Origin of the sequence: Gordonia sp. 'Campus' (assembly GCF_022206305.1) — a bacterium.
Taxonomy (GTDB): Bacteria; Actinomycetota; Actinomycetes; order Mycobacteriales; family Mycobacteriaceae; genus Gordonia.
On record NZ_JAKOIW010000005.1, the window covers coordinates 24,182 to 47,325 of the forward strand.

At 68.1% G+C, this 23,144-nt stretch carries 24 protein-coding genes; 11 read left to right on the forward strand and 13 right to left on the reverse strand.

What is annotated here, in order from left to right:
- Window positions 1-41: 41 nt before the first annotated feature.
- From MAY35_RS07085 to MAY35_RS07105, 5 genes are all read left to right on the forward strand, one after another.
- Window positions 42-1,532: a CitMHS family transporter gene (locus tag MAY35_RS07085; RefSeq protein WP_238420211.1), complete on the forward strand. Its 1,491-nt coding sequence runs from the start codon at window positions 42-44 to the stop codon at window positions 1,530-1,532.
- A 91-nt stretch (window positions 1,533-1,623) separates the two neighbouring features.
- Complete coding sequence (locus MAY35_RS07090; protein ID WP_238420212.1) at window positions 1,624-3,321, forward strand: sensor histidine kinase; 1,698 nt, start codon at window positions 1,624-1,626, stop codon at window positions 3,319-3,321.
- Window positions 3,318-3,986 (forward strand): response regulator, encoded by a 669-nt coding sequence (locus MAY35_RS07095; RefSeq protein ID WP_238420213.1) that lies wholly within the window; start codon window positions 3,318-3,320, stop codon window positions 3,984-3,986. Before MAY35_RS07090 ends, MAY35_RS07095 begins: the two co-directional genes overlap by 4 nt.
- Window positions 3,987-4,019: 33 nt before the next feature.
- A complete protein-coding gene (locus MAY35_RS07100) occupies window positions 4,020-5,321 on the forward strand; it encodes a TrpB-like pyridoxal phosphate-dependent enzyme (RefSeq protein WP_238420214.1) in 1,302 nt (433 codons plus the stop codon).
- 17 nt (window positions 5,322-5,338) lie between these two features.
- Window positions 5,339-6,067 (forward strand): DUF429 domain-containing protein, encoded by a 729-nt coding sequence (locus MAY35_RS07105; protein ID WP_238420215.1) that lies wholly within the window; start codon window positions 5,339-5,341, stop codon window positions 6,065-6,067.
- Window positions 6,068-6,083: 16 nt separating this feature from the next.
- On the opposite strand, the gene MAY35_RS07110 is transcribed toward MAY35_RS07105, so the two are convergent.
- Window positions 6,084-6,662, reverse strand: coding sequence for a GNAT family N-acetyltransferase (locus tag MAY35_RS07110; RefSeq protein ID WP_238420216.1), 579 nt, complete (start codon window positions 6,660-6,662; stop codon window positions 6,084-6,086).
- 62 nt (window positions 6,663-6,724) lie between these two features.
- A complete protein-coding gene (locus tag MAY35_RS07115; protein WP_238420217.1) occupies window positions 6,725-7,342 on the reverse strand; it encodes a TetR/AcrR family transcriptional regulator in 618 nt (205 codons plus the stop codon).
- 142 nt (window positions 7,343-7,484) lie between these two features.
- On the opposite strand from MAY35_RS07115, the gene MAY35_RS07120 reads away from it, so the two are divergent.
- On the forward strand, window positions 7,485-8,606 hold the full coding sequence (locus MAY35_RS07120) for a homogentisate 1,2-dioxygenase (RefSeq protein ID WP_238420218.1): 1,122 nt from the start codon (window positions 7,485-7,487) through the stop codon (window positions 8,604-8,606).
- Entirely contained in the window at window positions 8,603-9,790 is a 1,188-nt protein-coding gene (locus MAY35_RS07125) for an alpha/beta fold hydrolase (RefSeq protein ID WP_238420219.1), read from the forward strand. Before MAY35_RS07120 ends, MAY35_RS07125 begins: the two co-directional genes overlap by 4 nt.
- Here MAY35_RS07125 and MAY35_RS07130 read toward each other — a convergent pair.
- Both MAY35_RS07130 and MAY35_RS07135 read right to left on the reverse strand, forming a co-directional pair.
- Window positions 9,703-10,716 carry a type IV toxin-antitoxin system AbiEi family antitoxin domain-containing protein gene (locus MAY35_RS07130; RefSeq protein ID WP_238420220.1) on the reverse strand — a complete coding sequence of 338 codons (1,014 nt, stop codon included), beginning with the start codon at window positions 10,714-10,716 and terminating at the stop codon, window positions 9,703-9,705. The genes MAY35_RS07125 and MAY35_RS07130 overlap by 88 nt on opposite strands.
- 162 nt (window positions 10,717-10,878) lie before the next feature.
- Window positions 10,879-12,270, reverse strand: coding sequence for an acyl-CoA synthetase (locus tag MAY35_RS07135; RefSeq protein WP_238420222.1), 1,392 nt, complete (start codon window positions 12,268-12,270; stop codon window positions 10,879-10,881).
- A gap of 114 nt (window positions 12,271-12,384) precedes the next feature.
- Here MAY35_RS07135 and MAY35_RS07140 point away from each other — a divergent pair, with 114 nt between their 5' ends.
- Window positions 12,385-12,636, forward strand: coding sequence for a DUF6480 family protein (locus MAY35_RS07140; protein WP_238420224.1), 252 nt, complete (start codon window positions 12,385-12,387; stop codon window positions 12,634-12,636).
- 13 nt (window positions 12,637-12,649) lie between these two features.
- Here MAY35_RS07140 and MAY35_RS07145 read toward each other — a convergent pair whose 3' ends face one another.
- Window positions 12,650-13,297: a hypothetical protein gene (locus tag MAY35_RS07145; RefSeq protein WP_238420225.1), complete on the reverse strand. Its 648-nt coding sequence runs from the start codon at window positions 13,295-13,297 to the stop codon at window positions 12,650-12,652.
- 46 nt (window positions 13,298-13,343) lie between these two features.
- On the opposite strand from MAY35_RS07145, the gene MAY35_RS07150 reads away from it, so the two are divergent.
- Window positions 13,344-13,781, forward strand: a complete 438-nt coding sequence (locus MAY35_RS07150; protein WP_238420226.1) for a MarR family winged helix-turn-helix transcriptional regulator — start codon at window positions 13,344-13,346, stop codon at window positions 13,779-13,781.
- A 31-nt stretch (window positions 13,782-13,812) separates the two neighbouring features.
- Here MAY35_RS07150 and MAY35_RS07155 read toward each other — a convergent pair whose 3' ends face one another.
- The 3 genes from MAY35_RS07155 to MAY35_RS07165 form a co-directional block, all read right to left on the reverse strand.
- Window positions 13,813-14,268: a nitroreductase/quinone reductase family protein gene (locus MAY35_RS07155; protein ID WP_238420227.1), complete on the reverse strand. Its 456-nt coding sequence runs from the start codon at window positions 14,266-14,268 to the stop codon at window positions 13,813-13,815.
- 104 nt (window positions 14,269-14,372) lie between these two features.
- Window positions 14,373-14,834: a hypothetical protein gene (locus tag MAY35_RS07160; protein ID WP_238420228.1), complete on the reverse strand. Its 462-nt coding sequence runs from the start codon at window positions 14,832-14,834 to the stop codon at window positions 14,373-14,375.
- An 82-nt stretch (window positions 14,835-14,916) separates the two neighbouring features.
- A complete protein-coding gene (locus MAY35_RS07165; RefSeq protein WP_238420229.1) occupies window positions 14,917-15,585 on the reverse strand; it encodes a LuxR C-terminal-related transcriptional regulator in 669 nt (222 codons plus the stop codon).
- Between the two features lie 268 nt (window positions 15,586-15,853).
- On the opposite strand from MAY35_RS07165, the gene MAY35_RS07170 reads away from it, so the two are divergent.
- Window positions 15,854-16,591, forward strand: coding sequence for a response regulator (locus MAY35_RS07170; protein WP_238420230.1), 738 nt, complete (start codon window positions 15,854-15,856; stop codon window positions 16,589-16,591).
- On the opposite strand, the gene MAY35_RS07175 is transcribed toward MAY35_RS07170, so the two are convergent.
- The 5 genes from MAY35_RS07175 to MAY35_RS07195 are packed head-to-tail and all read right to left on the reverse strand — an operon-like array spanning window position 16,592 to window position 22,261.
- A complete protein-coding gene (locus MAY35_RS07175) occupies window positions 16,592-17,446 on the reverse strand; it encodes an HAD family hydrolase (protein ID WP_238420231.1) in 855 nt (284 codons plus the stop codon). It abuts the gene before it with no gap.
- Window positions 17,443-18,573: a cysteine protease StiP family protein gene (locus MAY35_RS07180; protein WP_238420232.1), complete on the reverse strand. Its 1,131-nt coding sequence runs from the start codon at window positions 18,571-18,573 to the stop codon at window positions 17,443-17,445. The genes MAY35_RS07175 and MAY35_RS07180 overlap by 4 nt, the downstream gene beginning before the upstream one ends.
- Window positions 18,570-19,874, reverse strand: coding sequence for a phosphoribosyltransferase family protein (locus tag MAY35_RS07185; protein WP_238420234.1), 1,305 nt, complete (start codon window positions 19,872-19,874; stop codon window positions 18,570-18,572). Before MAY35_RS07185 ends, MAY35_RS07180 begins: the two co-directional genes overlap by 4 nt.
- Complete coding sequence (locus tag MAY35_RS07190) at window positions 19,871-21,088, reverse strand: HpcH/HpaI aldolase/citrate lyase family protein (RefSeq protein WP_238420235.1); 1,218 nt, start codon at window positions 21,086-21,088, stop codon at window positions 19,871-19,873. The genes MAY35_RS07185 and MAY35_RS07190 overlap by 4 nt, the downstream gene beginning before the upstream one ends.
- Before the next feature lie 60 nt (window positions 21,089-21,148).
- The gene (locus MAY35_RS07195) at window positions 21,149-22,261 is read right to left on the reverse strand and encodes a hypothetical protein (protein WP_238420236.1); all 1,113 of its coding nucleotides are present in this window, start codon (window positions 22,259-22,261) and stop codon (window positions 21,149-21,151) included.
- A gap of 246 nt (window positions 22,262-22,507) precedes the next feature.
- Between MAY35_RS07195 and MAY35_RS07200 the strand changes: the two genes are divergently transcribed.
- Complete coding sequence (locus MAY35_RS07200; protein WP_238420237.1) at window positions 22,508-23,128, forward strand: AIM24 family protein; 621 nt, start codon at window positions 22,508-22,510, stop codon at window positions 23,126-23,128.
- Window positions 23,129-23,144 lie beyond the last annotated feature (16 nt).

Genomic DNA, 23,144 nt, shown 5'->3' on the forward strand with positions numbered 1-23,144 from the left:
GATGTGGTCGTCCTCACATCCGATGAAGAATCGAGAAGACAATGTTGGTAGCACTCGGCCTCGGGATGGTCGCCACCTTCATGGTGCTGATCATCACCAAACGGGCCACGCCCGTGGTGGCGCTGATCCTCATCCCCGTCGCGTTCGGACTGTTCGCCGGCGCCGGCCTCGGCATCAGCGACATGATCACCGACGGCATCAAGGACCTCGCCCCGACGGCGGCGATGCTGTTCTTCGCGATCATCTTCTTCGGGATCATGATCGACGTCGGCCTCTTCGACCCGGTGGTCCGCGCGGTCGTCCGTGCCGTGCACGACGATCCGGCGCGCCTCGTCGTCGGCACCGCGGTGTTGGCCGGTGTGGTGTCCCTCGACGGTGACGGTTCGACGACCTTCATCATCACCACGGCCGCCCTGCTGCCGCTGTATCTGAAGCTCGGTGTCAGTCCGGTCGTCCTCACCGTCGTCGCCGGGTTGACCAACGGCACGATGAACATCCTGCCGTGGGGCGGCCCGACCGCCCGCGCGGCGAGTGCGTTGAACATCGACACCAACGATGTCTTCGTCCCGATGGTCCCCGCCCTGGCTGCCGCCCTCGTCGTCGTGCTCCTGTTCGCGTACCACCTCGGCGTCCTCGAACGTCGTCGCATCGGCAAGCTGGAGATCCGCGAGTCGCTGCTGGCGCCCAGGGAAGAGGTGCTGGTCGCGGCCGGCGGTGGCGGGGTCGGACTGCCGCCCAAGGGTCCACGTTCAGGCAGTTCGGGTTCCGGTGGCTCCGGTTCGGCGGGAACCGGCTCCGGCGGATACGACGACGCCCCCACCGGCGATCACGACCTCGGCGCGGTCTCGGCTGCCGGGAACGACGACGACCGCGACGCCTCCTTCTCCGGCGTCCTCGATCCCAACCGGGAAACTCTGCGTCCCAAGCTCTTCTGGGTGAACGCCGGTCTCACCGTGGCCCTGCTGACCATCCTCGGCGCCGATGTCGTCGCCATCCCGGTGTTGTTCATGATCTTCGCCGGCATCGCTCTGGCCATCAACTTCCCGCACATCAAGCAGCAGCAGGAGGCCATCACCCGGCACAGCTCCAGCATCGTGTCGGTGGTCGCCATGGTGCTGGCCGCCGCCGTACTCACCGGCGTCTTCAACGGGACCGGGATGGTCGACGCCATCGCACACTGGCTCGCCGATGGCATCCCCGACTGGATGGGACCGCACATGGCGATCGTGATCGGTGTCCTGTCGATCCCGCTGACCTTCCTGATGAGCAACGACGCCTTCTACTACGGGGTGCTGCCGGTGCTGTCGGAGACCGCGACCCGCTACGGCATCGACCCCACCGAGATGGCCCGCGCATCGATCACGGGCCAGACCGTGCACATGCAGAGCCCGCTCGTCCCGGCAATCCTGCTGCTGGTGGCGCTGGCCGGCGTCGGCTTGGCCGACCATCACAAGAAGGTTCTGTGGCGGGCCACCGTGGTTTCCCTGGTCATGCTCGCGGTCGGTGTGCTGGTGGGGGCGATCCCGTTCTGACCGACCACACCCCGACGCGGCGATCCGTCCCGAACGGATCGCCGCGTCGGCGTGTCTGTGGCGCCCCTGGTGCGGCACTAGGGTGACAGGCATGCGTTTGCGGACGCAGGTGCTGCTCCTGCAGCTGGCGGTGATCGCCGTCAGCCTCGTGGTCGGGTTCGGTGTGGTCATCGCCGGAGCCGACGACCGGGTGCAGCGCGAATACGCCCAGCGTGCTCTGTCGATCGCGCAGTCGGTCGCCGCCGACGCGGAGGTGCGCACCGAGGTCGCCGCCCATCCCGGCACCCAGGTGGACGCAGCAGAGTTGGTCGACGGTCCGCTTCAGCGTCAGGCCGCAGCGGTACGAGCGCGGACCGGAGCCCTGTTCGTCGTCATCGGCAACGACCGCGGCATCCGCCTCGCTCACCCGGAGGCGTCGAAGTTGGCCGAAACGGTCTCCACCGACTCGTCGAAGGTGCTGTCCGGATCGGACGACGTGAACACCGAACGGGGCACGCTCGGAGAGTCGGTACGCGCGAAGGTCCCGGTGGTGACCGACGACGGCAGAGTCGTGGGGTTCATCAGTGTGGGAGTGTCCACGCAGCGGCTCGAATCCGAAACCCGCAGCGACATCATCGCCACGTCACTGCTCGCACTCGCCGCGCTCGGCATCGGCGCCCTCGGCTCCGCGTTGCTCGCCCGGCGGTGGCGGCGTCTCACCCTGGGTCTCGAGTCCGACGAGCTCGCCGAACTCGTGCGGGAACAGAACGCCGTGCTGCATTCGATGGCCGACGGTGTGCTCGCCGTCGACGCCGACGGAATCGTACGCGTCATCAACGACCGGGCACGCGCACTGCTCGACATCGACGCGCCGACCGGTACCCCCGCGGCCGACCTCGGCCTCACCCCGCGCGTGGCGGGCGTCCTGGCGACGCCGACCGACGAACCGCTCGCCGCGAGCATCGGCGAACGCGTCGTCCTCGTCAGCTCCCATCGGGTCCGCGCCGACGGTCGCGACCTCGGCATGGTCCTGTCGGTGATCGATCGCACCGACGTCGAAGCACTCAGTCGGGAAGTGGACTCAATCAGGTCCATGAGCACGGCCCTGCGCGCACAGCGGCACGAGACCGCGAACCGTTTGCACGTGCTCGCCGGGTTGCTCCGGCACGGGCATGCCGACGAGGCGCTCGCCTACCTCGACGAACTCGCCGGCACCGGTCCCGGCGGCAGACTGTTGAGCGGCCTCGACAACGTCCGCGAACCGCACCTGCATGCCTTCCTCGACGCCAAGGCGGCACAGGCGCGAGAACGCGGCGTGACCCTGCGCCTCGGCGATCAGACGTGGCTCGACGCCACCCTGACCGAGCCCGTCGTCGTCACCACCGTGCTCGGCAATCTCGTCGACAACGCCATCGAGGCCGCGGCCGACGGAACGCCCGATGCCCTCGCGGGTCCGCCGCCCGACGAGCACGCCGACGTGGAGGTGGAGATCATCGCCGACGGCGACACGCTGCTGGTGTCCGTCGGTGACTCGGGGCCCGGCATCGGCTTCGACGATCCCGACGACGTCTTCGCGGAGGGGGCGACGACCAAGTCCGGCGCGTCCGTACCCGGTGGCCGTGGGATGGGACTCGCCCTCGCCAGGCAGATCGCCCGACGAAGCGGCGGCGATCTGTGGGTCGCGAACCCAGGTGGTGCAGGCGATTCCGATCTCGGCGGTGCACTCTTCGTGGCCAGGCTGCCCGGCGTCCTCGCGCCGGCGTCGCAGGATGATCATCGGGTACCCGACGAGCAAGGAGACCGTAGATGACCGACGAACTCGGTGTTCTCATCGTCGACGACGACTTCCGGGTCGCGGCGTTGCACTCGACGATCGTCGAGGCGGTCCGCGGGTTCACCGTGCGCGCGCGTGCGGGCAGCGTGGCCGCGGCCCGGCAGGCGATGGCCGAACACCCCGACATCGACCTCGCACTCCTCGACGTCCACCTGCCCGACGGCTCGGGGATCGACCTCGTCGCCGAACTGGCTTGTGACTGCTTCATCGTCGGGGCCGAGACCGATGCCTCCGCGGTGCGTACCGCGACGCGCGCCGGCGCTTTGGCCTACCTCATCAAACCGTTCGACGACGCCGACCTCGCACGGCGGCTTGCAGGGTACGCCCAGTACCGGCGGGTGCTGGCCGGGCGGAACGTCGACCAGCACGCCGTCGACGCCGCCTTGTCGGCGTTGCGATTCGGCACCAGGGCCACTGAACGGTCGGAGTCCGGATCGCCCACCGAACAGCGAATTCTCGCCCTGTTCGCCCGCTCCGGGTCGACGCTGTTCGCCGACGACGTGTCCCGGGAGATCGGCGTCGCCGCTCCGACCGCCCGGCGGCACCTCGCCAACCTCGTGGCCGCCGGGAAGCTGACCATGTCGCTGCAGTACGGCACCACCGGGCGGCCGCGGCAGGAATACCGGCTGCCCGGGCACTGAACCGGCCGCGGACCGCCACTAGAGTGTGGTCGCATGACGATGCACGTTGACGCCGGTACTCCAGACCTGATCACGGTGGATGTCCCGACGCACTGGTACAACCTCGCCGCCGAACTCGAGTCGCCGATCCCTCCGCATCTGCATCCCGGCACCAGGGAACCCGTCGGTCCCGATGACCTCGCCGCGCTGTTCCCGAGCGGTCTCATCGCGCAGGAGGTGTCGACCGAGCCCTACATCGAGATCCCCGAGCCGGTCCGCGAGATCTACCGGATGTGGCGGCCGGCGCCGCTGATCCGTGCACGTCGCTTCGAAGCGGCGCTCGACACCAAGGCGCGGATCTACGTCAAGTACGAGGGCGTCAGCCCCGTCGGCAGCCATAAGACGAATTCGGCTGTCGCGCAGGCGTACTACAACAGCCTCGACGGTGTCACCAGGCTGACGACGGAGACGGGCGCCGGTCAGTGGGGTAGTGCCCTGGCATTCGCGGGCGCGCAGTTCGGCATCGACGTCGAGGTGTGGCAGGTCCGCGCCTCCTACAGCTCGAAGCCCTACCGCGGCTTCCTCATGCGCACCTACGGCGGCATCGTTCACCCGAGCCCCTCGGATCTGACCGAGTCGGGCCGCGCGATGCTCGCGAAGGATCCGAACACCACCGGCAGCCTGGGCATGGCCGTCAGCGAGGCCGTCGAGGTCGCCGCCGCCAACGCCGACACCCGGTACGCGCTGGGTAGTGTCCTCAACCACGTTGTGCTGCATCAGAGCGTCATCGGCCAAGAGGCCGTGGAACAGCTGAAGGCGGTCGAACCGGGTGGCGCCGACATCGTCTTCGGTTGCGCCGGAGGCGGATCAAACCTGGCCGGATTGTCGTTCCCGTTCCTGCGGGAGAAGCTGCACGGCCGGTCGGACCCGCGGATCGTCGCCGCCGAACCCGCCGCATGCCCCTCGATCACGCAGGGCGAGTACCGCTACGACCACGGAGACGTCGCCGGGCTCACCCCGTTGCTCAAGATGCACACCCTGGGAATGGATTTCGTTCCCGACCCGATCCACGCCGGCGGTCTGCGCTACCACGGCATGGCTCCGGCGCTGAGCCACACCGTCGAACTCGGACTCGTCCAGGGTGTCGCCATCACGCAGTCCGACGCGTTCGCCGCGGGCGTGCAGTTCGCCCGCACCCAGGGCATCGTCCCGGCTCCGGAGTCGACTCACGCCATCGCGGCGTGCGCGGCACACGTTGCGGGCAGCGACAAGGAGGAGGTCGTCGTGATCGGCCTGTCGGGTCACGGTCAGCTCGACCTGCCGGCGTATGCGGAGTTCCTCGACGGCAACATCTGAGGCCGATGATGTCGGGGATGCGGACGGTCGGGGTGGATCTCTCCGCATCTCCGGCGAAAACCGCTGTCGCCGTGCTCGACTGGCATGACGACCGCGCCAGGGTGACCGAGCTCGTCGTCGGGGCCGACGACGCCGCCATCCGCCGGTACGCCGCGGGAGCGACACGGATCGGCATCGACTCCCCGTTCGGGTGGCCCGACGAGTTCGTGGACTTCGTCGTCGCCCATCACCGGCACGGGTTGCCGAGCGGCGGTCGTCTCGACGAGATCGCGCGGCGCCGACCCCTGGCTCTGCGGCGGACCGACCTCCGGATCGCCGACTCCGGGCTGGGTCGTCCGCTGAGTGTCTCCGCGGACCAGATCGCCCACGTCGCGTTCCGATGTGCGGGACTACTCGCGGATCTGGGCGTCGACGATCGTGTCGACGGGTGGGCGGTCGAGGCATATCCGGCGGGCGCCCTCAAGCGATGGGGACTCACCTCACGGGGATACAAAAGAGCTGCCAACGCGCCCGTTCTCGCCGAGCTCGTCGGAACGCTGGCAGCGACTGCCCCGTGGCTCGACCTCGCGGATCATGCCGAGACGATGACCCGCGACGACGACGCCTTCGACGCCGTGATCACCGCGCTCATCGCGCGCGCCGCCGAACTCGGCCGCACCACCTTGCCCGACGCCGACGACCGGTCTGTCGCTGTGCGCGAGGGCTGGATTCACGTACCCGACGTCGAACTGGCGGAGCTGGTCTGACGTTCGGGGCGCACGATCACCTGTCCAGCGACAGGCGCATCAGCACGCGCGGGAATCGCGCGAGGACCGAGTCGGTGTCGGCGGCCTTGACGAAACCCGCCTTCTCGAACAACCCGCGCGTCCCGACGTAGGCCATCGTGAGATCGACCTTCTCGCCCTTGTTGTCGACGGGATACCCTTCGATGGCGGGAGCCCCGTTGGAGCGGGCGTAGTCGACGGCGCCCCTGAGCAACGCGTGCGAGATCCCCTTCTTGCGATGACCCGGTCGTACCCGGATGCACCACACCGACCAGACCGGTAGATCGTCGACGTGGGGGATCTTGCGATTGCGGGCGAATGTCGTGTCGGCGCGCGGGGACACCGCCGCCCACCCGACCACGTCGTCGTTGTCGTCGTAGGCGAGCACGCCGAGAGGAATCCCGCTGTCGCACAGCTCTTTGACGAACTCGCCGCGCTCCTCGCGGACCAACTGCTGGTTCTGCTTGCCGGGGATCCGATAGCTGAGACACCAGCAGACGTTCGACGTGGGCTTCTTCGGACCCACCATCGTGGCGATGTCGTCGAAGATCGTTGCGGGCCGGACCTCGATGGGCATGGATCCAGCATCGTCGGGTCGGCCCGGGACGGCAAGGGGCAGGGCGTGTTCTGCGCACAACCTCAGGGAGCAGAGGTTGCGGGCCCGGCTCCGAAGACGGTCCGGTACCAGATGGCCGTGAGTATCTCGATCGCCGTGTCGTCGTCGGGAATCGGCCCGGCGGCCTCACCACGCACCGCAAGCCATGTCCAGCAGGTGGATTCGAGTGTCGCCACGAGCGCGGACGCGAGCGGTTCGAGTGGCAGCCCGACGTCGTAGCCCGCGCGCTCCGCGCCCTGGAGGCCCGACAGCACCTGTTGGATGCCGGACACGCGGTTGGCGTGCCAACGCGCACGGAAGTCGTCGTCGAGCATCGACATCTGGAACAAACCGATGATCTCGGGGAGGTACTTCTTGTAGGTCGTCCAGTAGGCGGTGACGGCTGCCCGCACGCTGGCCTCGGGGTCGGCGTGCTTCGTCGCCAGCGACCCGGCGACGACCTCCTCGCCGAACTGGTCGAGCAGTGCCTCGAGCAGGCGGTCCTTGCTGTCGTAGTAGTTGTAGAACGACCCGGTGGAGCGTCCGGCGGCGGCCGAGATGTCGGAGATCTTGGTGTTGAGGTAGCCCTTTTCGGCAAAGGTCCGGCGCGCGGCGTCGAGGAATGCGGCCTCGGTCTGACGCCCTTTGTTCGTCGGCGGCACCTGAGCTCCCTTCCGCGTACCGATGACATATCGAACCACGCGCCGCCGCGCGACCCGTGCGCGCATCGAGGACGTGTTGATCCCTTGTCAAGTTCTGAAACTGAATCTAGCATCAGAAAATCGCCGGCGACAGAGGAGAGTCATGGAATCGTTCATCCACCACCGCAAGGGCCGCACCCCCAGGCAGGTGCACCGGGACGTGGCGGATCTCAAGGACGACGAACTCGGGCGCTACGGATTCACCGGTCGCACAGCACATCTCTACCGTCGCAACGATCCGACGCAGTTCCGTGCGGTCGGCACGCACACGGGTGTCGACCGGATCGTCACCGACCTCACGCCGACGGACCGATCCGATCCGGGCGGAGAGCCGCTGGTGATGTTCTCCAACGACGACTGTCGGATCTCGTTGAGCCGGCGCGCCGAGGCCGCGCCCTTCTGGTTCCGGCCGGTCGACGGCGACGAATTGCTCTTTGTGCACGAGGGAACGGGATACTTCGAGACCGAATTCGGTCGATTGCCCTACCGGCCCGGCGACTACGTCTACATCCCGAAGGGGTGCACATATCGTCAGGTGCCCGACGGCCCGTCGTTGCTGCTGATCATCGAGGCGGTCGACGAGTTCCGGGTGCCGGAGGCCGGGGTCCTCGGCAGGTTCTTCCCGTTCGATTCCTCGCTCGTCGTCGTGCCCGAGGCGGAGGCGTTCGATGCCGATGGCCGTGACGAGTACGAGGTGCGGTTCCGGCAGCGAGAGGGGCAGACCTCGCTGTTCTATGCCTTCCACCCACTCGACGTCGAGGGTTGGCGCGGAGACAATTTCGCCTTCACCTTCAACATCGAGGACTACGACGTCATCACCTCCGAGACCGTCCACCTGCCGCCGACGGTCCACCTGTTCATGCAGGCGACCGGGGTCTACGTGATGAACTTCCTGCCGCGCCCGGCGGAAGGGCGCAAGGGTGCCGAACGTCTGCCGTGGTATCACCGCAACACCGACTTCGACGAGATCGCATTCTTCCACGGCGGCAGCATGTTCGGCGTCTCGATGCCGCCGGGTTTGATCTCGCACGCCCCCCAGGGCATGCATCACGGCATCCCGGAACGGGCGCGCGAGCGGTCGCGACGCAAGTTCGACGACTTCGATCGCGTGGAGTGGAAGGTGATCTCGATCGACACCCGGCGTCGGCTGATCCCGTCGGAAGCGATGGTCGAGGCGTCGGGCTCCGGTGCGGCATCGCAGATCAGCGACGAGGCACGCGCATGAGTGCGGTCGGGTCCGTACCACGACACGAGTACGAGCGCATCCCGTATCTCGTTGTATTTGACGATCTGTCGGCCTATCAGGACACCTACGGCGGAGTCACCGAGAGCGTCGTGCTCGAGAGTTACCTACTCCGGCCGAAGGGCGTGGCGTCGAAGAACGTCATCGTCTTCATGCATCCGATCGGGGGCGGCGCGTATCTGCCGATGACCAATGCGCTCGCCCGCGCCGGTCACCACGTCATCTACTGCAACAGCCGCTACCGCGGCGTCGACAGTGCGTTGATCATGGAGAAGGTCGTGCAGGATCTCGGGGCGTGCGTGAAGGATGCGCGCGAACGCCTGGGGTACGAGAAGGTGATCCTCGCCGGGTGGAGCGGCGGCGGCGCGCTGTCGCTCTACTACCAACAGCAGGCCCAGCACGCGACGGTGACCGAGACGCCCGCGGGTGAGCCGCCGGACCTGACCGCCCTGGACTTGCCGGCCGCGGACGGGATGATGCTGCTCGCGGCGCACGTCTCGCGGCACGGGACGCTCACCGAGTGGATGGACCCGTCGATCGTCGACGAGTCCGATCCGCATCGCCGCGACCCGGAGCTGGACCTCTACAACCCGTCGAATCCCCACCAGCCGCCGTATTCCGCGGAGTTCCTCGAGCGGTATCGCGCTGCGCAGATCGCGCGCAACCGCCGGATCACCGCCTGGGTGAAGGAACAACTCGCCGACCTCCGCGGCCATGGCGAACCACTGATGGAGCGCGGGTTCATCGTGCACGGGACGATGGCCGATCCGCGGTGGCTGGACCTCACCGTCGACCCCAGCGACCGCGCAGTCGGTTGCTACCTGGGTGATCCGCGGATCGTCAACATGGGCCCGGTGGGGCTCGCGCGGTTCACCACCCTGCGGAGTTGGTTGTCGCAGTGGAGCTTCGATGATGCGCTTGGTGACGGTCCGCGCTGTGCCGCCGACCTCGAGGTCCCGACCCTGGTCATCGGCAATTCCGCCGACAATGCGTGCACACCGAGCCACACGCACCGGCTGTTCGACGCGGTCGGGCACCCCGACAAGTCGTTGCACACCATCGTCGGCGCGACCCACTACTACTCGGGACGCGAGCAGGGCCCCAAGCTGAAAGAAGCTGTCGGTGTCATCACCGAGTGGCTGGGCGAGAGGTCGTGGGCCAACTGAGGGTGCTGGAAACCGCCCGGGGGTGGGGTGTCATTGCCATCGAGCGCCCTGTCCGTTTCTGAAGGGTGGTTTTCATCCGAGCTGCGCCAGGTCGCTGCGCGGCTTCGGTGGTGACCCCGTCCGATGATGTCCGCGATATCGGCGTAGGTGGCGTCCCAGTCGTCGAAGACCTGAGCATAGGTGAGCCGCAGCGGGAAGTAGCCCTGCGCAACCAACTTCCGGTCTCGAATCCGGTCCTTCTCGTAGCGTTCGATACCCGTGTGGTGCTCGATGCTGTCGAGTTCGAGTGCGAGTCGGTCTCCGACCAGTAGATCGATCCACCCGACGCCGGGCACCTGGTGTTGAACCCTGACGCGAAGCCCCGCGTTACGGAGCCGCACACGCGCGGCGGTCTCGGTCCCCGAAGCCGCGAGGCGGTGGGTCTTCGCGACGGCCCGCTGGATGAACGCAGGCGCGTCGCCGAAGTCGGCGCGCAAGCGTTCGGGGGTGATCTTGCCGCTGTTGAGCGCGGAGTCGCAGAGGATGATGAAGCCCTCGACGTCGTAACAGCGGGCGGCGTACTGCAGTGCGGTGGCGACATCGTCGATGGCGCCGTCGGCCGGGGTCGGCCGACCGTACCGTCGACATCGGTCGGGGTTGGAGCGACGCTGATGGCGTGTGAGCCGAGAGTGAAGTGCGGTGGGGTGATCGGGTGTCCAGAGGCCGTGCCGTCGAAGTGCGGAGGCACACGATACGACGCCGTGGTCACTGACTGCGGCAACCACGTCCGCGTCCGCAGCGCCGGTGCGATACCAGCCGTGACGTATCGGTAGCAGCGCGCCTGAACGTAGAGCCCGCCTGATCGACGCGGTGGTTTCTCCTGCGGCCAACAGCTGGTGTGTGGCGATCACGCCCCCGAACCGCTCGATGAGTTCGTCGAAGTCCATGCGCGACAGTGTGGATGGTGGCGCGGTCGGGAAGTCGGCAGTGTCGTCGCCTGTGGACAACCCGTTGGCCGTCTGAAAACCACCCGTAGAAAGCGGACAGCATGCAGTACGTCGGCGGCTCACGTCCACGGGGTGGTTTTCACACCCCGCCGCGCCCCACCCTCAGCCGAGAAGCTTCTTCTGCACCTTCCCCATGGCGTTGCGGGGCAGCGATTCGACGAACCGGATCTCGCGCGGCCGTTTGTGATTCGACAACTCGCCGGCGACGAACTCGATGAGTTCGGTGTCGGCGACGGGGTCGCCCACCACATAGGCGACGATGCGCTGCCCGAGGTGGTCGTCGGGTACCCCGATCACTGCGACCTCGTGGACGGCGGGATGCGCCAGCAGCACGGTCTCGACCTCGCCGGCGCCGATGCGGAAGCCGCCGGACTTGATGAGGTCGGTGGCACGACGGCCGACGATGCGGTGCATGCCGTCGGGGTCGATGACGGCGACGTCACCGGTCGCGAAAAAGCCGTCCGACAGCCATGATTCGGCGGTCGCGTCCGGTCGGTTCAGGTATCCCGACGCCATCATCGGGCCGCGCACGTGGAGGTCGCCAACGCTCTGGCCGTCGTGGGGCACGGGTTCGGCACCCTCGACGAGGCGGGTCTCGACGTGTGCGAGGGGCAGGCCGACCCAGCCCGGGCGCCGCTCGCCGTCGACGCGGGTGCTGACGGTGATGAGTGTCTCGGTCATGCCATAGCGTTCGACGATCTGGTGGCCGGTCAGCTCGTGGATTCGCTCGAACAGGGGCACCGGCAGGGGTGCGCTGCCCGAGATAAGGATTCTGGCACTCGAAAGCTGTTGTGCAGAGCCGGGTTCGGCGGCAACGCGGTTCCACACCGTCGGCACGCCGAAGAACATGCTGGCGCCGGACGCTGCCGCTGCCGCATAACCTTCTGCGGTCGGCTTCCCGGTGTGGACGAGGCGGCCGCCGCGACGCAGCGGACCCAGGACGCCGAGGATCAGGCCGTGCACGTGAAACAGCGGAAGGCCGTGCGCGAGAGTGTCGTCGGCCGTCCAGAGCCAGGCATCGGCGAGTGCGTCGAGCCCCTCGGCGATCGCCTGTCGGCTGATCGGCACGCCCTTCGGCAGACCGGTGGTGCCCGAGGTGTAGAGGATCAGCGCAGTCGAATCGGCATGCGGCTCGGGGTGGCGGTGCCACGACTTCGCATAGCGCCGCACCGGTACGACGGGCAGAGTCGTGTCCGCCGGGGCCGCGCCCAGCCACGCCTGCGCCCCCGAATCGGTCAGGATGTGGGCGAACTCGCGCGGTCCGGAATCGGGTGGCACGGGAACCACGGGCACGCCCGCGATCAACCCACCCACCACGGCCAGCACCGTCTCGACGGTCGGGGTCGCCAGGACCGCGACGGTTCGTGCACCGGCGATCCGCTCAGCGACCGCGGTGGCGGCGCCGACGAGGTCCTCCCGCGACAACTGGTCGTCGCCGACGCGAATCACGGCGGGGTCGTCCGGAGCGGTGGGTGTCAGGGTGGGCAGCAGCACGTTCTCACTGTGCCACGATGCGGGTGCTGCCCCGTCTACCTGCCGGATCGTCGAGGTCACGCGGCGTGCGCGCGATCACGCGTGAGTCGGGTTCGTTTCGGGTACGCGACGGTCATGGCTGACAGAGAAGCGCGTGACTCCACGTTCGATCCGCAGAATCCCGACCCGTCGAACACTGCTGGGCTCGAATCCGGGGGCGGCGTCCAGCCGGGGGACACCCCGCCTGCCGAGACCGCCGTGGGCGGACCTCAGCACGAGCCGCCGCAGCGTCGGAAACTCGGCCCACTCATCGCGATCGCATTCGCTGCGATCCTGTTCCTGGTGGTCGCCGTGGGTCTCATCGGCCGGGCGGTCGGATTGTTCTGAGTGCGAGAGCCCCTCACCCGCCGGCGGCCACGGTGCGGGGCATCGACGTCCGGACCAGGGCGTCGACCGTTGCCTCCAGGTCGGCATCGTCCATATCCGACAGCATCGAGCGGATGACCTGACGGATGATGCCGGCCCTCGGTTGAAACTCGAGGTCGAGCGCGGACGCCAGATTCCAGGCGAACAGAAAGGCATCGCGCACCGCGTGCTCGTAGAGCTCGTCGGCAGTGACCACCGTGCCGTCGACGTCGACGAGCCGCTGGTCGTCGCGAACGGCGCCGAACGCGGTCACCATCTCAGTGGCGCTGCGCCGATGGAGGTGCTCGAAACCGCCGCCATACTGGTTCGCAGAAGATCGGAGGCGGCCCCTACCCAGATCGCCGTCAGCTCCTCGTGAGCGATGTCCGTTGAGGACGGCCGCGACGCGTAGGTTCCGGTTGATCGATGCGACGTACAAGTCGCCGAGGTCGCCGGGCCTCCCGACCGCCGCACCATCGAGATCGCCGATGGTCATCTCCGAGAGCTGAGCACTCACCTCGTCCGTGATCTCCCGCAGTGCCGCAGTGTCCATGGGACGTCCCTTCATGTCGTCGATCGTCGATTCGCCCTGGTGGGTCACGGGGATGAGAAGATGCTCCCGCAACGGCGATGCGGGCCCCATCCGCAACGATCGTCTACCACGGTAGACGATCAGAGGAGGTGTGTCGATGGCGGACAACGACGACGCGGTCTCAGAGCCGGATCTCGGAGCGCTCGTCGGGCGCCTCGTCCCGCGGCTAATTGCGCTCGAAGAACCGATACTGCGGACAGCCGGGCTCTCGATGTGGGAGTACGCCATCGTGAGCGAGGTCGCCGCGACCGCAGCGCTGTCGCAGCGTGAGTTGTCGCAACGTACCGGCCGCGATCCGACGCGACTCGGACGCCACCTCGACGAGCTCCAAGAGCGCGACATCGTCTCGCGTGAGCGGTCGGGCAACCATCGCCAATGGAGCGTCTCTGTCACCGAGCACGGCCGCGAACTGCACGCTCGAGTGCGATCCGAGATCAGGTCGGTGGAGGACGAACTCCTGCGCGGCGCGATGTCGGACAGTCAGGCCGCGACGTTTCGCCAGTTGCTGCGGCAGCTCGTCGCGGCCGTCTCCTGACACCCGCGTCCCATCGGGTCCCGATCCCGGATCAACGCGGATCGATGCGAAAGACCCCACACCGCCCGGCGGCCGCGGCGAATGCATCGGGCGTGACATCGTCGATGACGCCCGCATCCCTCATCATCTTCGGGCCGTCGGTGCCGGCCAGCTCCGGCCACGAGCGCAGCACCGGAACCGCCTGGTCGGCCGGCAGCTCATAGAGGTGGACGTCGCTCACCCGACCGCGGACGGACAATTGCGCGAGCCCGCGGGCCGCGCGCACGTTGCGGGCCCAGTCGGCACCGGGGAATCCCTCGAGCAGGTATCGGCCACCGTTGAAGTCGACGACTGTGAGTGGCGTCCGCCGCGGCTTGCCGCTACGACGACCGGGGACGATGAGGACCGGCAACTCCTTCATGCCGCCGAAGCGCTTGATCACGAGGAGCACCTTGTTCATCGGCTTGAGCCAGCGCGGGGGTTTCGCGGTGTGGGGGGAAGTGGGCATGTGGGTCCCTTCGACGACCTTACTCCGTACACTGTACGACGATTGGTCGACGACGGCCAGGAGAACGGTCGTCCCGGCCGTGGATGGTGTCGGCACGACCGATGTCAGAACGCGCCGTCCTCGGAACGCAGGGCGCGTCGCCACCATGCGGCCAGTCCGATCTCCAGCGCACCGAGGACGGCGACCACGGGCTGGAGAAAGAAGAAGACCTGCAGAAGTGCGATCTGCATGATGATCCAGATGATCAGTGACACCCCTGCGAGCAGACCGCCGACCATGCCCAGGCGGACGGGAACAGGCCGGACGACGATCGCCGCGGCAGCCATCAGGTGGGGAAGTGCGATCACGACGATGAGCAGGACGCCCGGCCCGGTCCACGAGACGAACGGAGTGTGGCGCAACCAGAGCGGATCCATCGACCACTGATCACCGATCAACGCGAGACCTCCGGCGATGGCCTGGATTGCCACCGAGATCTCGACCGCCGCCAATGCCCACGCGGCCCCGGTCCGTCGATACGTCGTGTTCCCACGAACTACGCTCTGATCCGAGCTCTCCGGCGTCATGCCCCCAGTCTGTCGGTTGGCGCCGCCTGGGTCGTGGGTCAAAGGTCGCGGGTCATGCTGCCCTCGAGCGGCGGCCTCGATCTCAGGGGCGGACCCACCCGTCGGCCATGAACTCGAGGAGCAGCTGCGCCTTGTTGCCGATGGGGCGGCCGGCCTCCTCGTAGCGCCGGGCGACACGTCGATAGTGTTCGCGCACGGTGCTTTCCGCGATCTGGTGCTCGCGTGAGGTCTGGCGAAGGGTTGCCCCGAGCGTGTAGGTCTGCAGGATCTCCCGTTCGCGATCGGTGACGCGGACCCGGTTGACGGGAACGGCCGGAGTCGACGGCGCCGGCGGACCGACGGTCGACGACAGCGCGCGTTCCAGCGCGGCCTCGGCGTTCGGGGCCCGCGGCGAGATGCGAATGTGTTCGTGGCCGGCCACGCCGTCGCCGAGAAAGATCACCCGGACCGTGCGTAACGAGGGAACACGCCGAACGAAACCCAGCATGGCGCCCGAGCGCACCAGGAGTGCACCGGGGTTCCGCAGCGCGGTGAGTTGCGCGGGCTCGACCAGGATCGCGGGATGACCCGCCGACTCGACCAGCGCGAGCAGCGCGGCGTCGAAGATGTCGCCCTCCGCGACGACAGCGGCAACGCGTGTCTCAGACGACGCCGTCGGGTGCGACGTGCGCGTGGTGTCATCCGCTCCGTCGGATTCGTGAGGCTTCCCGCCGCCGGGCGGCGGACGGGAATCGTTCAGCGATGTGGACACGGTTCCTGTTCTCCTGCGTCGGTTGATGCGCGGGGAGCAGTCTCGGTCGGTCCCCGGCGTGGTGCTGTCCTGGTTCGAGATGGGTGTCGGTACAGGGGTCGCGAGACCCTGGCCTGTCGATACCCGTTTCTCCACCCTCGCGAACATTGATCCGCAAGTCAGCCTGTCAATAGCCCGAGATCGCCTCTCTCGGGTCGAATGACGCCCGATTCGTCCGAATAGATGCGTGATCACGCGCGAACGGAAGAAATCGGGCAACATCAGGCGTGTGCCAAACGGTCTGCGCGTGCTGGTGGCGACCCCGCTCGGCCACGTCGTGGCTGCACATCTCACCCAGGCGCTCGACCGGGCGACGGTGAGCGTGGCCACCACGCAGGCCGAGTTCGTCCGCAGCGTCGCGAACAACGTGCGCTTCGACGTCGTGGTGACCGACCTGCTGTGGAACCGTCGCGATCTGGAGTGGGAGTTCGACGGATTGGATGTCATCGACGTACTCGCACTCCACGACCGCCGGGCGCCGGTCATCCTCGCCACCCACGGTTCCGGGCTGGAACGCGACCACCTCGACGAGGCGGGCGTGCGCGAGGAGGTCGCCGGGATCATCGCGAAGTCCGACGGGTTCGACGTACTCACGAGCACGGTGACGGCGGTGGCCCTCGGACAAGGACTACCGGACCGGCGGTACACCTCCGGGCATCCGACGTTGTACAGACTGTTCTCCGGGCAGCGCGGTGCCACGGCGGGCCGACTGGCCGGGGCCATCGCGTCCGGGAACGCGTCGGACAACGCTTCGCTCGCCCGGGTCGCGAAGGTGTCGCCGAGCACGGCGAACAAGGCGACCAACCACTACCTCGGCCCGATCATCACCGAACTCGGCGAGCACGCCGAAGAACTGCCGATGACCCAGGCAGCCGTCTACCGGTGGTGCGGCCTGCACGCGCGCTATCTCACGAGCTGGTGCCGTCGCAACGGCCACCATGACGTTCTCGGGCGTGCGCCACGCTGATCAGTTCGCGCGGGCTGCGGCAGGCGCGTCGTCGCCGAGACCGCACCGTTCGCCGAACCAGCGGAGGATCTCGATCCCGGCGAGCGCGCCGGTCTCGTCCGTGACGGTGAGCCCCGGCGCGGACCAGCCCAGCGACTCCAACTCACCGTGCCGCGGCCGGATCGCGTGATCCGCCGCGAGCAACAGGTCGGTGTCCAGCCATCCGTCCCCCGCCGCGTACAGCAGGGCCGCGGCGTCGATCGTCCCGTCGGCCACCAGCCTGCGGCGCACCTCGGCGACCGCCGCCGACTTGGTCACCGGCTGCGGCGTCGCGTAGATCTTGCGCCCCTGCTGTGACACGGTCCACCCGCGCGCTGCACACCAGTCATGCCACTGCATCAGGAATTCCGTCGGCTGCGCGGAGGTGTCGACGACCAGATAACAGAACAGGTCGTCCGCGGTGCGCAGCGCCGTCACCCACGAATCGTCGATGCGGGTACGGAGTTCGGCCAGAACCTCGTCGAGAGTCGCTCCGGCACCGGCGACCTCGCTCTCCACGTGGCGGCGCCACGCGGGGTCGTCGGTTCCGTCGACGAGAATGCGACCGCCGTTGCTGACCACCGCGTAACGAAACGGCCCGCCCGGCAGGTCGATCCGCTCGTACTGAGCCGGCGTACGGGTGGTCGTCGGGACGACGACCGCAGCGCGCGCCAGCCTGCGCAGGAGATCGACGGCTGCGTCTGCCATATACGACAGCGGCGCGTTCTGATAGATCTCGACGCACACGGTGTCGAGGGTCGCGAACTGGGCATCGCCCATCGCGGTACGCGAATAGATCATGGTGCGATCGAGGTCCGTCGCGATCAGCGCGGTCATGCGTCCTCCTTGATGAGCCCGACGCAGGAGTAGGCGAGACCGGGCGAAACCTCTACCGACACATCGCGTTCGGCGGCCAGCAGGCGGATGTGACGGTGCTCGGGCAGGTCGTCGGCGCGGACCAGGATGCGCCAGGGAACGCGGCGCAGCAGCACGCGGGTGGTCTCGCCGACGCCGGGTTTGACCAGGTTGATCGAGGACAACCCGTACTCGGTCTGGATGTGCTCCACCGATTGCCAGCCCGACCAGGTGGGCCGGCGCCCCTCCGGCGTCAGCGACGCAAGGGTCGACGCGACCCGCTCGGCGACCGCACCGAACTCGGCGCTGACAGTGTCCAGCAGGACGCCCGACACGTCGAAGTCGCGTAGGTGCCGGTAGAACTTCGCACCGTGGAACTCGCCGGGGCCGATGTGATCGGCATTGAGAACTGTCCGGGAGACGAGCCCGGACACGGTCGAGTTGAGGCAGGCCGAGGCGATCAGGAAGTCGTCGCGAGTGCCGAACATCGTCGTGCACGAACCGGGGTCGGCGAGCACCGCCAGCTCGTCGTGCAGCCGGGGCCGGCCGCCGACTCGGGCGTACTCGGCGAGGGCGGCCGTGAGTTCGCGCTGGATCGCACCTTTGCCGGTCCATCCGTCGACGAAGACGACCGAGTCGGCGGGGTGGCGCTCGACGATGTGGTCCAGCGCGACGGTGTCGATGCCGCGGCCGCGCACGATCGAGATGGTGTAGTGCCGGGGATCGACACCGTGCATCGTCGTCATCCAGCGTCGGATGAGGATGCCCACGGGCGTCCCGGCGCGGGCGAGCGAGACCAGCGTGGGCGTCGAATGCCGTTCGGCGAGCAGGAGTTCGGACACCACTCCGACGGCCTCGGCGAGCCGCTGCGCCGACGACCGCAGGGTCGAGTGGAACAGTTCCTGGTACTCGTGGCCCGGCTGATACTCGATCGGAAGTGATTCGGCGTAGTGGGCCTGACCGGACTGGATGCGTCGTTCCCGTTCGCGGAGATCACCTTCGAGGGCGATGTCGGACAGGTCCTTGAGCAACCAGGTGACCTCGTCGGGGGCGTACGACCCGAAGGACGGGCCGTGCAGCGGCGGCGTCGAGGTGACGATGCCCGTCATCGGATCTCGCTTCGTGTTCGCGCCAGCGACTGCTGGTCGGTGGCGGGTAGCACCGCGATCGTCACCGGATGGCCTGCGGCGGTGAGGGCATCGACGACGCCGCCGGGCGCCCGGAGTTCCGGGGTGTGCGCGGGGGAGTCGACGACGAGAACGACGTGCGGATCCGGGAACTGCGCGGACAACACGTTGTACACGAACCGCGGTGTACCGGGGTCGGCTTCGGGTGCGGTGAATCGGAATCCGCGACGAAGGGGGTACCCGGGCGCGTCGTGGACCTGGGCGGGTGACCGCGTGGTGGTCTGATAACCCACCGAGAAGCCTCGACGTTCGAGGTGCTCGGCGAGGCACAGTGGTGCATACATGAGTTCCTCATGGCCGATGACGACGACCGGACGCCGGGGATCGAGAAGAGCGGCAACGGTGTTCGCGGCGTTGCCGGCGGCCGAATGGAAGTCGGCGGACTCCGCGCGCAGGACACCGTGGCGTCCACCGTCGGGTGTTCCGGCCGGCCAGTCGAGGGTCGTCGTGGTGACCGCGCCGCGTTGCGCGGCGACGGGATTGAGCTCGTCGGACTCCAGCGCCCACACGTCGTCGAGAAGTGTCGGCGGGAGGGTGATCGCGCCGCATGCGAGTGCCACGTAGGTGACGTCGACGCCGAGGCGTGTTGCCGCCTCGGTGCATTCGGTCCGTTGCGCGACGGTCCGCATGTCCACCAGGGAGGCCACCACGAACCGCGTGCGCGGGCGGGTCGAGATGATCGACTCGATCGCACCGAGCGCGGTCCGTCCGGTGGAGATCTCGTCGTCGACGAGGATCAGTGTCTCGTCGGGGGTGGCGGGGTCGAGGAAGGCGGATCGGCTGGGTTGCAGCAGATGGGTCGTCGCGTGTGAATGCCCCTCCTCGAAGGTTCCCGACACCTCTACACCGGGCAGGTTACGACGGGTCGAGTGCAGGTAGCGCGACGCCGAGATGCGTTCGGCGACGCAGTGGCCGAGTCCGGTGGCCGTCTCGGCGAACCCGAAGACGAGCGCATGGGCGGCTGCGTCGGCGCCGATCGCTGCGACGATCGCGTCGCCGAGGTCGTCGGCGGCGCCGCGTACGACGGCCGGGCGCGTGGGGATGTGTTTGCCGAGGACCGTCGACACCAGCAGATGGGCCCGTCGTCGATTGTGCCGCAGCCCCAGTCGCACCAGATCGCGGACGGTGTGGGCGGGGTGTCCGCCGTCCGCAGATGTCACCGTCACGCCGAAACGTTCGGTCACCCAGTCGATGTCGATGTCGGAGGTGAGGGGGTCGGTCACGAGGTGACCGACCCCGGCGTCGCGAGGGCCGTGAGGAGATCGACGAAGGAGATGCCCTGCCGGGTGACGCCGAACGCTGCCGCGCGGTCCATCACTCGCAGCGCCCAATTGCGGTGTGGCTTCAGCTCGTTCATCTTGTTGCGATACGAGGACGCCCGGACTCCGCCGGACTCGCCGGCGAGGATGTCGAGCGCATCGTGGTACTCCTCATGGGTCACCGCGGACAACGCATGCACCGCGGCGACGTGCGCCGGATGGATCACGGTCTTGCCGTGCAGACCGTTCGCGCGATCGAGCGTGATCTCGCGCAGCAGCCCGTCCATGTCGCGGCTGACCAGCTGCTGCCGGAAGTAGACGGCATCGTTCTCGCGAAACGGGGTGTGCCGCAACAAGGGCTGGAACATGCGTTCGTGATCGGCGAAGTACTCCCAGACCGGACCGGTCACGACGAAACCGGTGTCGTCACTGCGTCCCAGGTGGTTCACGATGCCGGCGATAACGTCGGCGGCGACCCGTACGTCGTAGATCGTGAGGTCGCGGTCGCGGCGGATCCCGAAGTGTCCGCAGATGTCGGTGGCGCCGATCCGCACGGCCAGGATCTGATCGCGGTGGGCGCCGAGCAACGATGACAGCGCGGCCAACTCCTCGTCGCGGGTCTCGCGATGGACGACCGAGGCCGATTCCAGCACCGGCATCACCCACAGGTGCTTGCCGAGGACCTCGCCTGCGCGGATGACGGCGTCCAGCGCTGCCGGGGCGTTGTCCGAGCCGAACTTCGGGATGACGAACCCGGTCAGCGCGGTGGGAGCGTCGAGCGCAGTGGCGATCGGGATGATCTGGTCCGCCGACCGCGGCCGGATGAACAGCAGCATCGCGCGACCCGGGCCGGCGGCGAGATCGTTCAGCGCGGCCACGGCGTGCTCGATCGCCTCGGCCTCCTCGTGATCGGCCACCGCATCCTCGAGGTCGATGACCATCGAGATGACACCTTCGTCGCGTCGACGACGGATCACCTGGGCGAGGTCGGGCCGGGTCGCCGGGACGTAGAGGGTTGCGCCCAACGCGACGGCCAGCCTCTGAGCGGACCAGGCCGGGTCGATCGCTTCCGGGCGGCGGACGAACAGCTCCTCGAGCGTCTCGTGTGTCAGGTGCTCGAAATGCCTGATGGTCCCCGGTTCGAGACCCGTGTCGTCGGGTCGTGCCGTCGTGGTCATCGGGTAACCGCGGTCATCGTGAAGCCGTGGTCTGTGAGCTGGTGGTCTGCGTGCTGGTGGTCATCCTGCGGCCACCTGTCCTCTCATGCGGGAAACGATCTCCGTGATCCGGTCGTCCACCGCGCCCAGTTGGGTCAGATATCCCCAGTAGTCGGGGTGGATGCGATCGAGGTGTTCCTTCGCGCGCTCGATCCGGTCGGCCTGAGCATCGAGGACCGAGCCCCATTCGTCAACCAGAGCGTGGTTGACCGCGAACAGCTGCGCGTCACGGAGCCGGAACCGGACACGCTGCTCGGCGCCGCGGGGGTCCGCCCGGACCTCGCGGAGGACCCGGAGGCGGGACAGCACGTCGTCGACGGCGCGCTCGGCAACGGCGAGGTCGTCGCGTGCGGCGTCGGCGCGGTCGATCGCCTGGTCGGGGGCGTCGTCGAGCAGCGACCGCGCGGCGTCGAGCTCGGTGTCGGCGTGCGCGAGCCGTTCGTCGACGATGCCGCCGTTGCGCTGCAGGTCGACCGAACAGTCGGCGCTGAACTCTCGTCGGAGCGCCGACAAGGTGTCGGGAACCTGGGCACCGCGGGTCGAGATGGCGCTGCGCCGGGTTTCCACCGATCGGATGACCTGACGCGCCCGCTCCCCGAACGACGGGGCGTCGGCGAGCAGTTGTTCGAGCCGCCGGGCCGACGCGACGACGGCCGCGGCGGTGGTCTGCCGCTGTTGCAGCCCGGTGCTCTGTTCGAACGCCGTCAGCGCGCGGTCGAGGTCGTCGGTGGCCCGGGACACCGATCGCAGCCGGCTGACGTCTGGTGTGGCGCGCTCCAGTGCGGTCAACGCCCGATGCGCGGCGACCCGAGCCTCCTGGTCCTGTGCGGAGGCGGCTCGCATGGAGGCCCGCGCCCGGTCCAGGGTCGGCGCGTTGGCCTGCGCGAAGGCGCGCATCGACGCGGTGATCGCACGCAACGACTCGGTGGACCGGTCGAGGTCCTGCGGTCGGACACGTTCGCCTTCGGCCGGCGACAGGAGCCGGAGGTAGTCGGCGGTGGCCTCGGCGTGTTGCTCGCGGATGGCCTGCCAGGAGGAGCGGAGACCGGATCGGGGGTCGAGTGCCGCGCTCGCGCCGACGGCCGGATCGATCTCGGCCAGGACGGATTCGGACTCCAGGAACGCCGCTGTCATTTGTTCCGATGATGCGGGCGGTGCGGAATTCGTGCGTGAATCGTTCCCGAACCAACGACGTACGAAGTTTCCGGGCACCACTCGATGCTATCGGCTAATTTCATCTCCGTATGAGGCCGGATTCCCGGCCCACGGTGGGGTGTGATGCCGGGGTGTCGACGGCGCCGTGGTGCGGGGATGGCGTCGGGAGACGAACGAGGGATGGCCGATCGGCGGCCTCCCCGCGGCGCGAGAGAGGCACGTCGAATGCAGTTGGTACAACGGTCCAAACGCGTGGTGGAAGCCAGGCTCAACAACACCGCGGTCCGCGCGATCAGCGGATCGATGGTCGCCTACGAGGGACAGGTCACGTTCAAGTCGGCGGGCTTCGGCGGTGGCGACGGCGTGCTCGCCGGACTCAAGCAGCGCGCCACGGGTGAAGCGCTGTCGCTCATGGAGGCCTCGGGCAACGGCGTCGTCTACTTCGCCCACAATGCCGCCGAGACCACGATCATCGAGTTGAACAACGAGATGCTGCAGGTCGAGTCCCAGCAGTTGATGGTGCTCAACGGCAACCTGCAGACCAACGTCGCGTTCGCGGGTCTGCGCGGGGCGTCGTCGGGCCAGGGGCTGTTCACGACGACGGTCAGCGGCCACGGCCAGATCGCGTTGCTGTCCAACGGCGGACCGCTCATCCACCTCGAGGTGTCGCCGCAGTATCCGCTCGTCGTCGACCCGGACGCGTTCGTCTGTGCCCGTGGACAGTTGAGTCAATCGTTCGTCACCGACGTGTCCTGGCGTGCGGCGCTGGGCCAGGGTGGCGGGGAGGCTTTCTCGCTGCGGTGGGATGGCAGCGGTGTCGTCTCCATTCAACCGGCCGAGCGGTGAGGGCGAGGTAACGCGA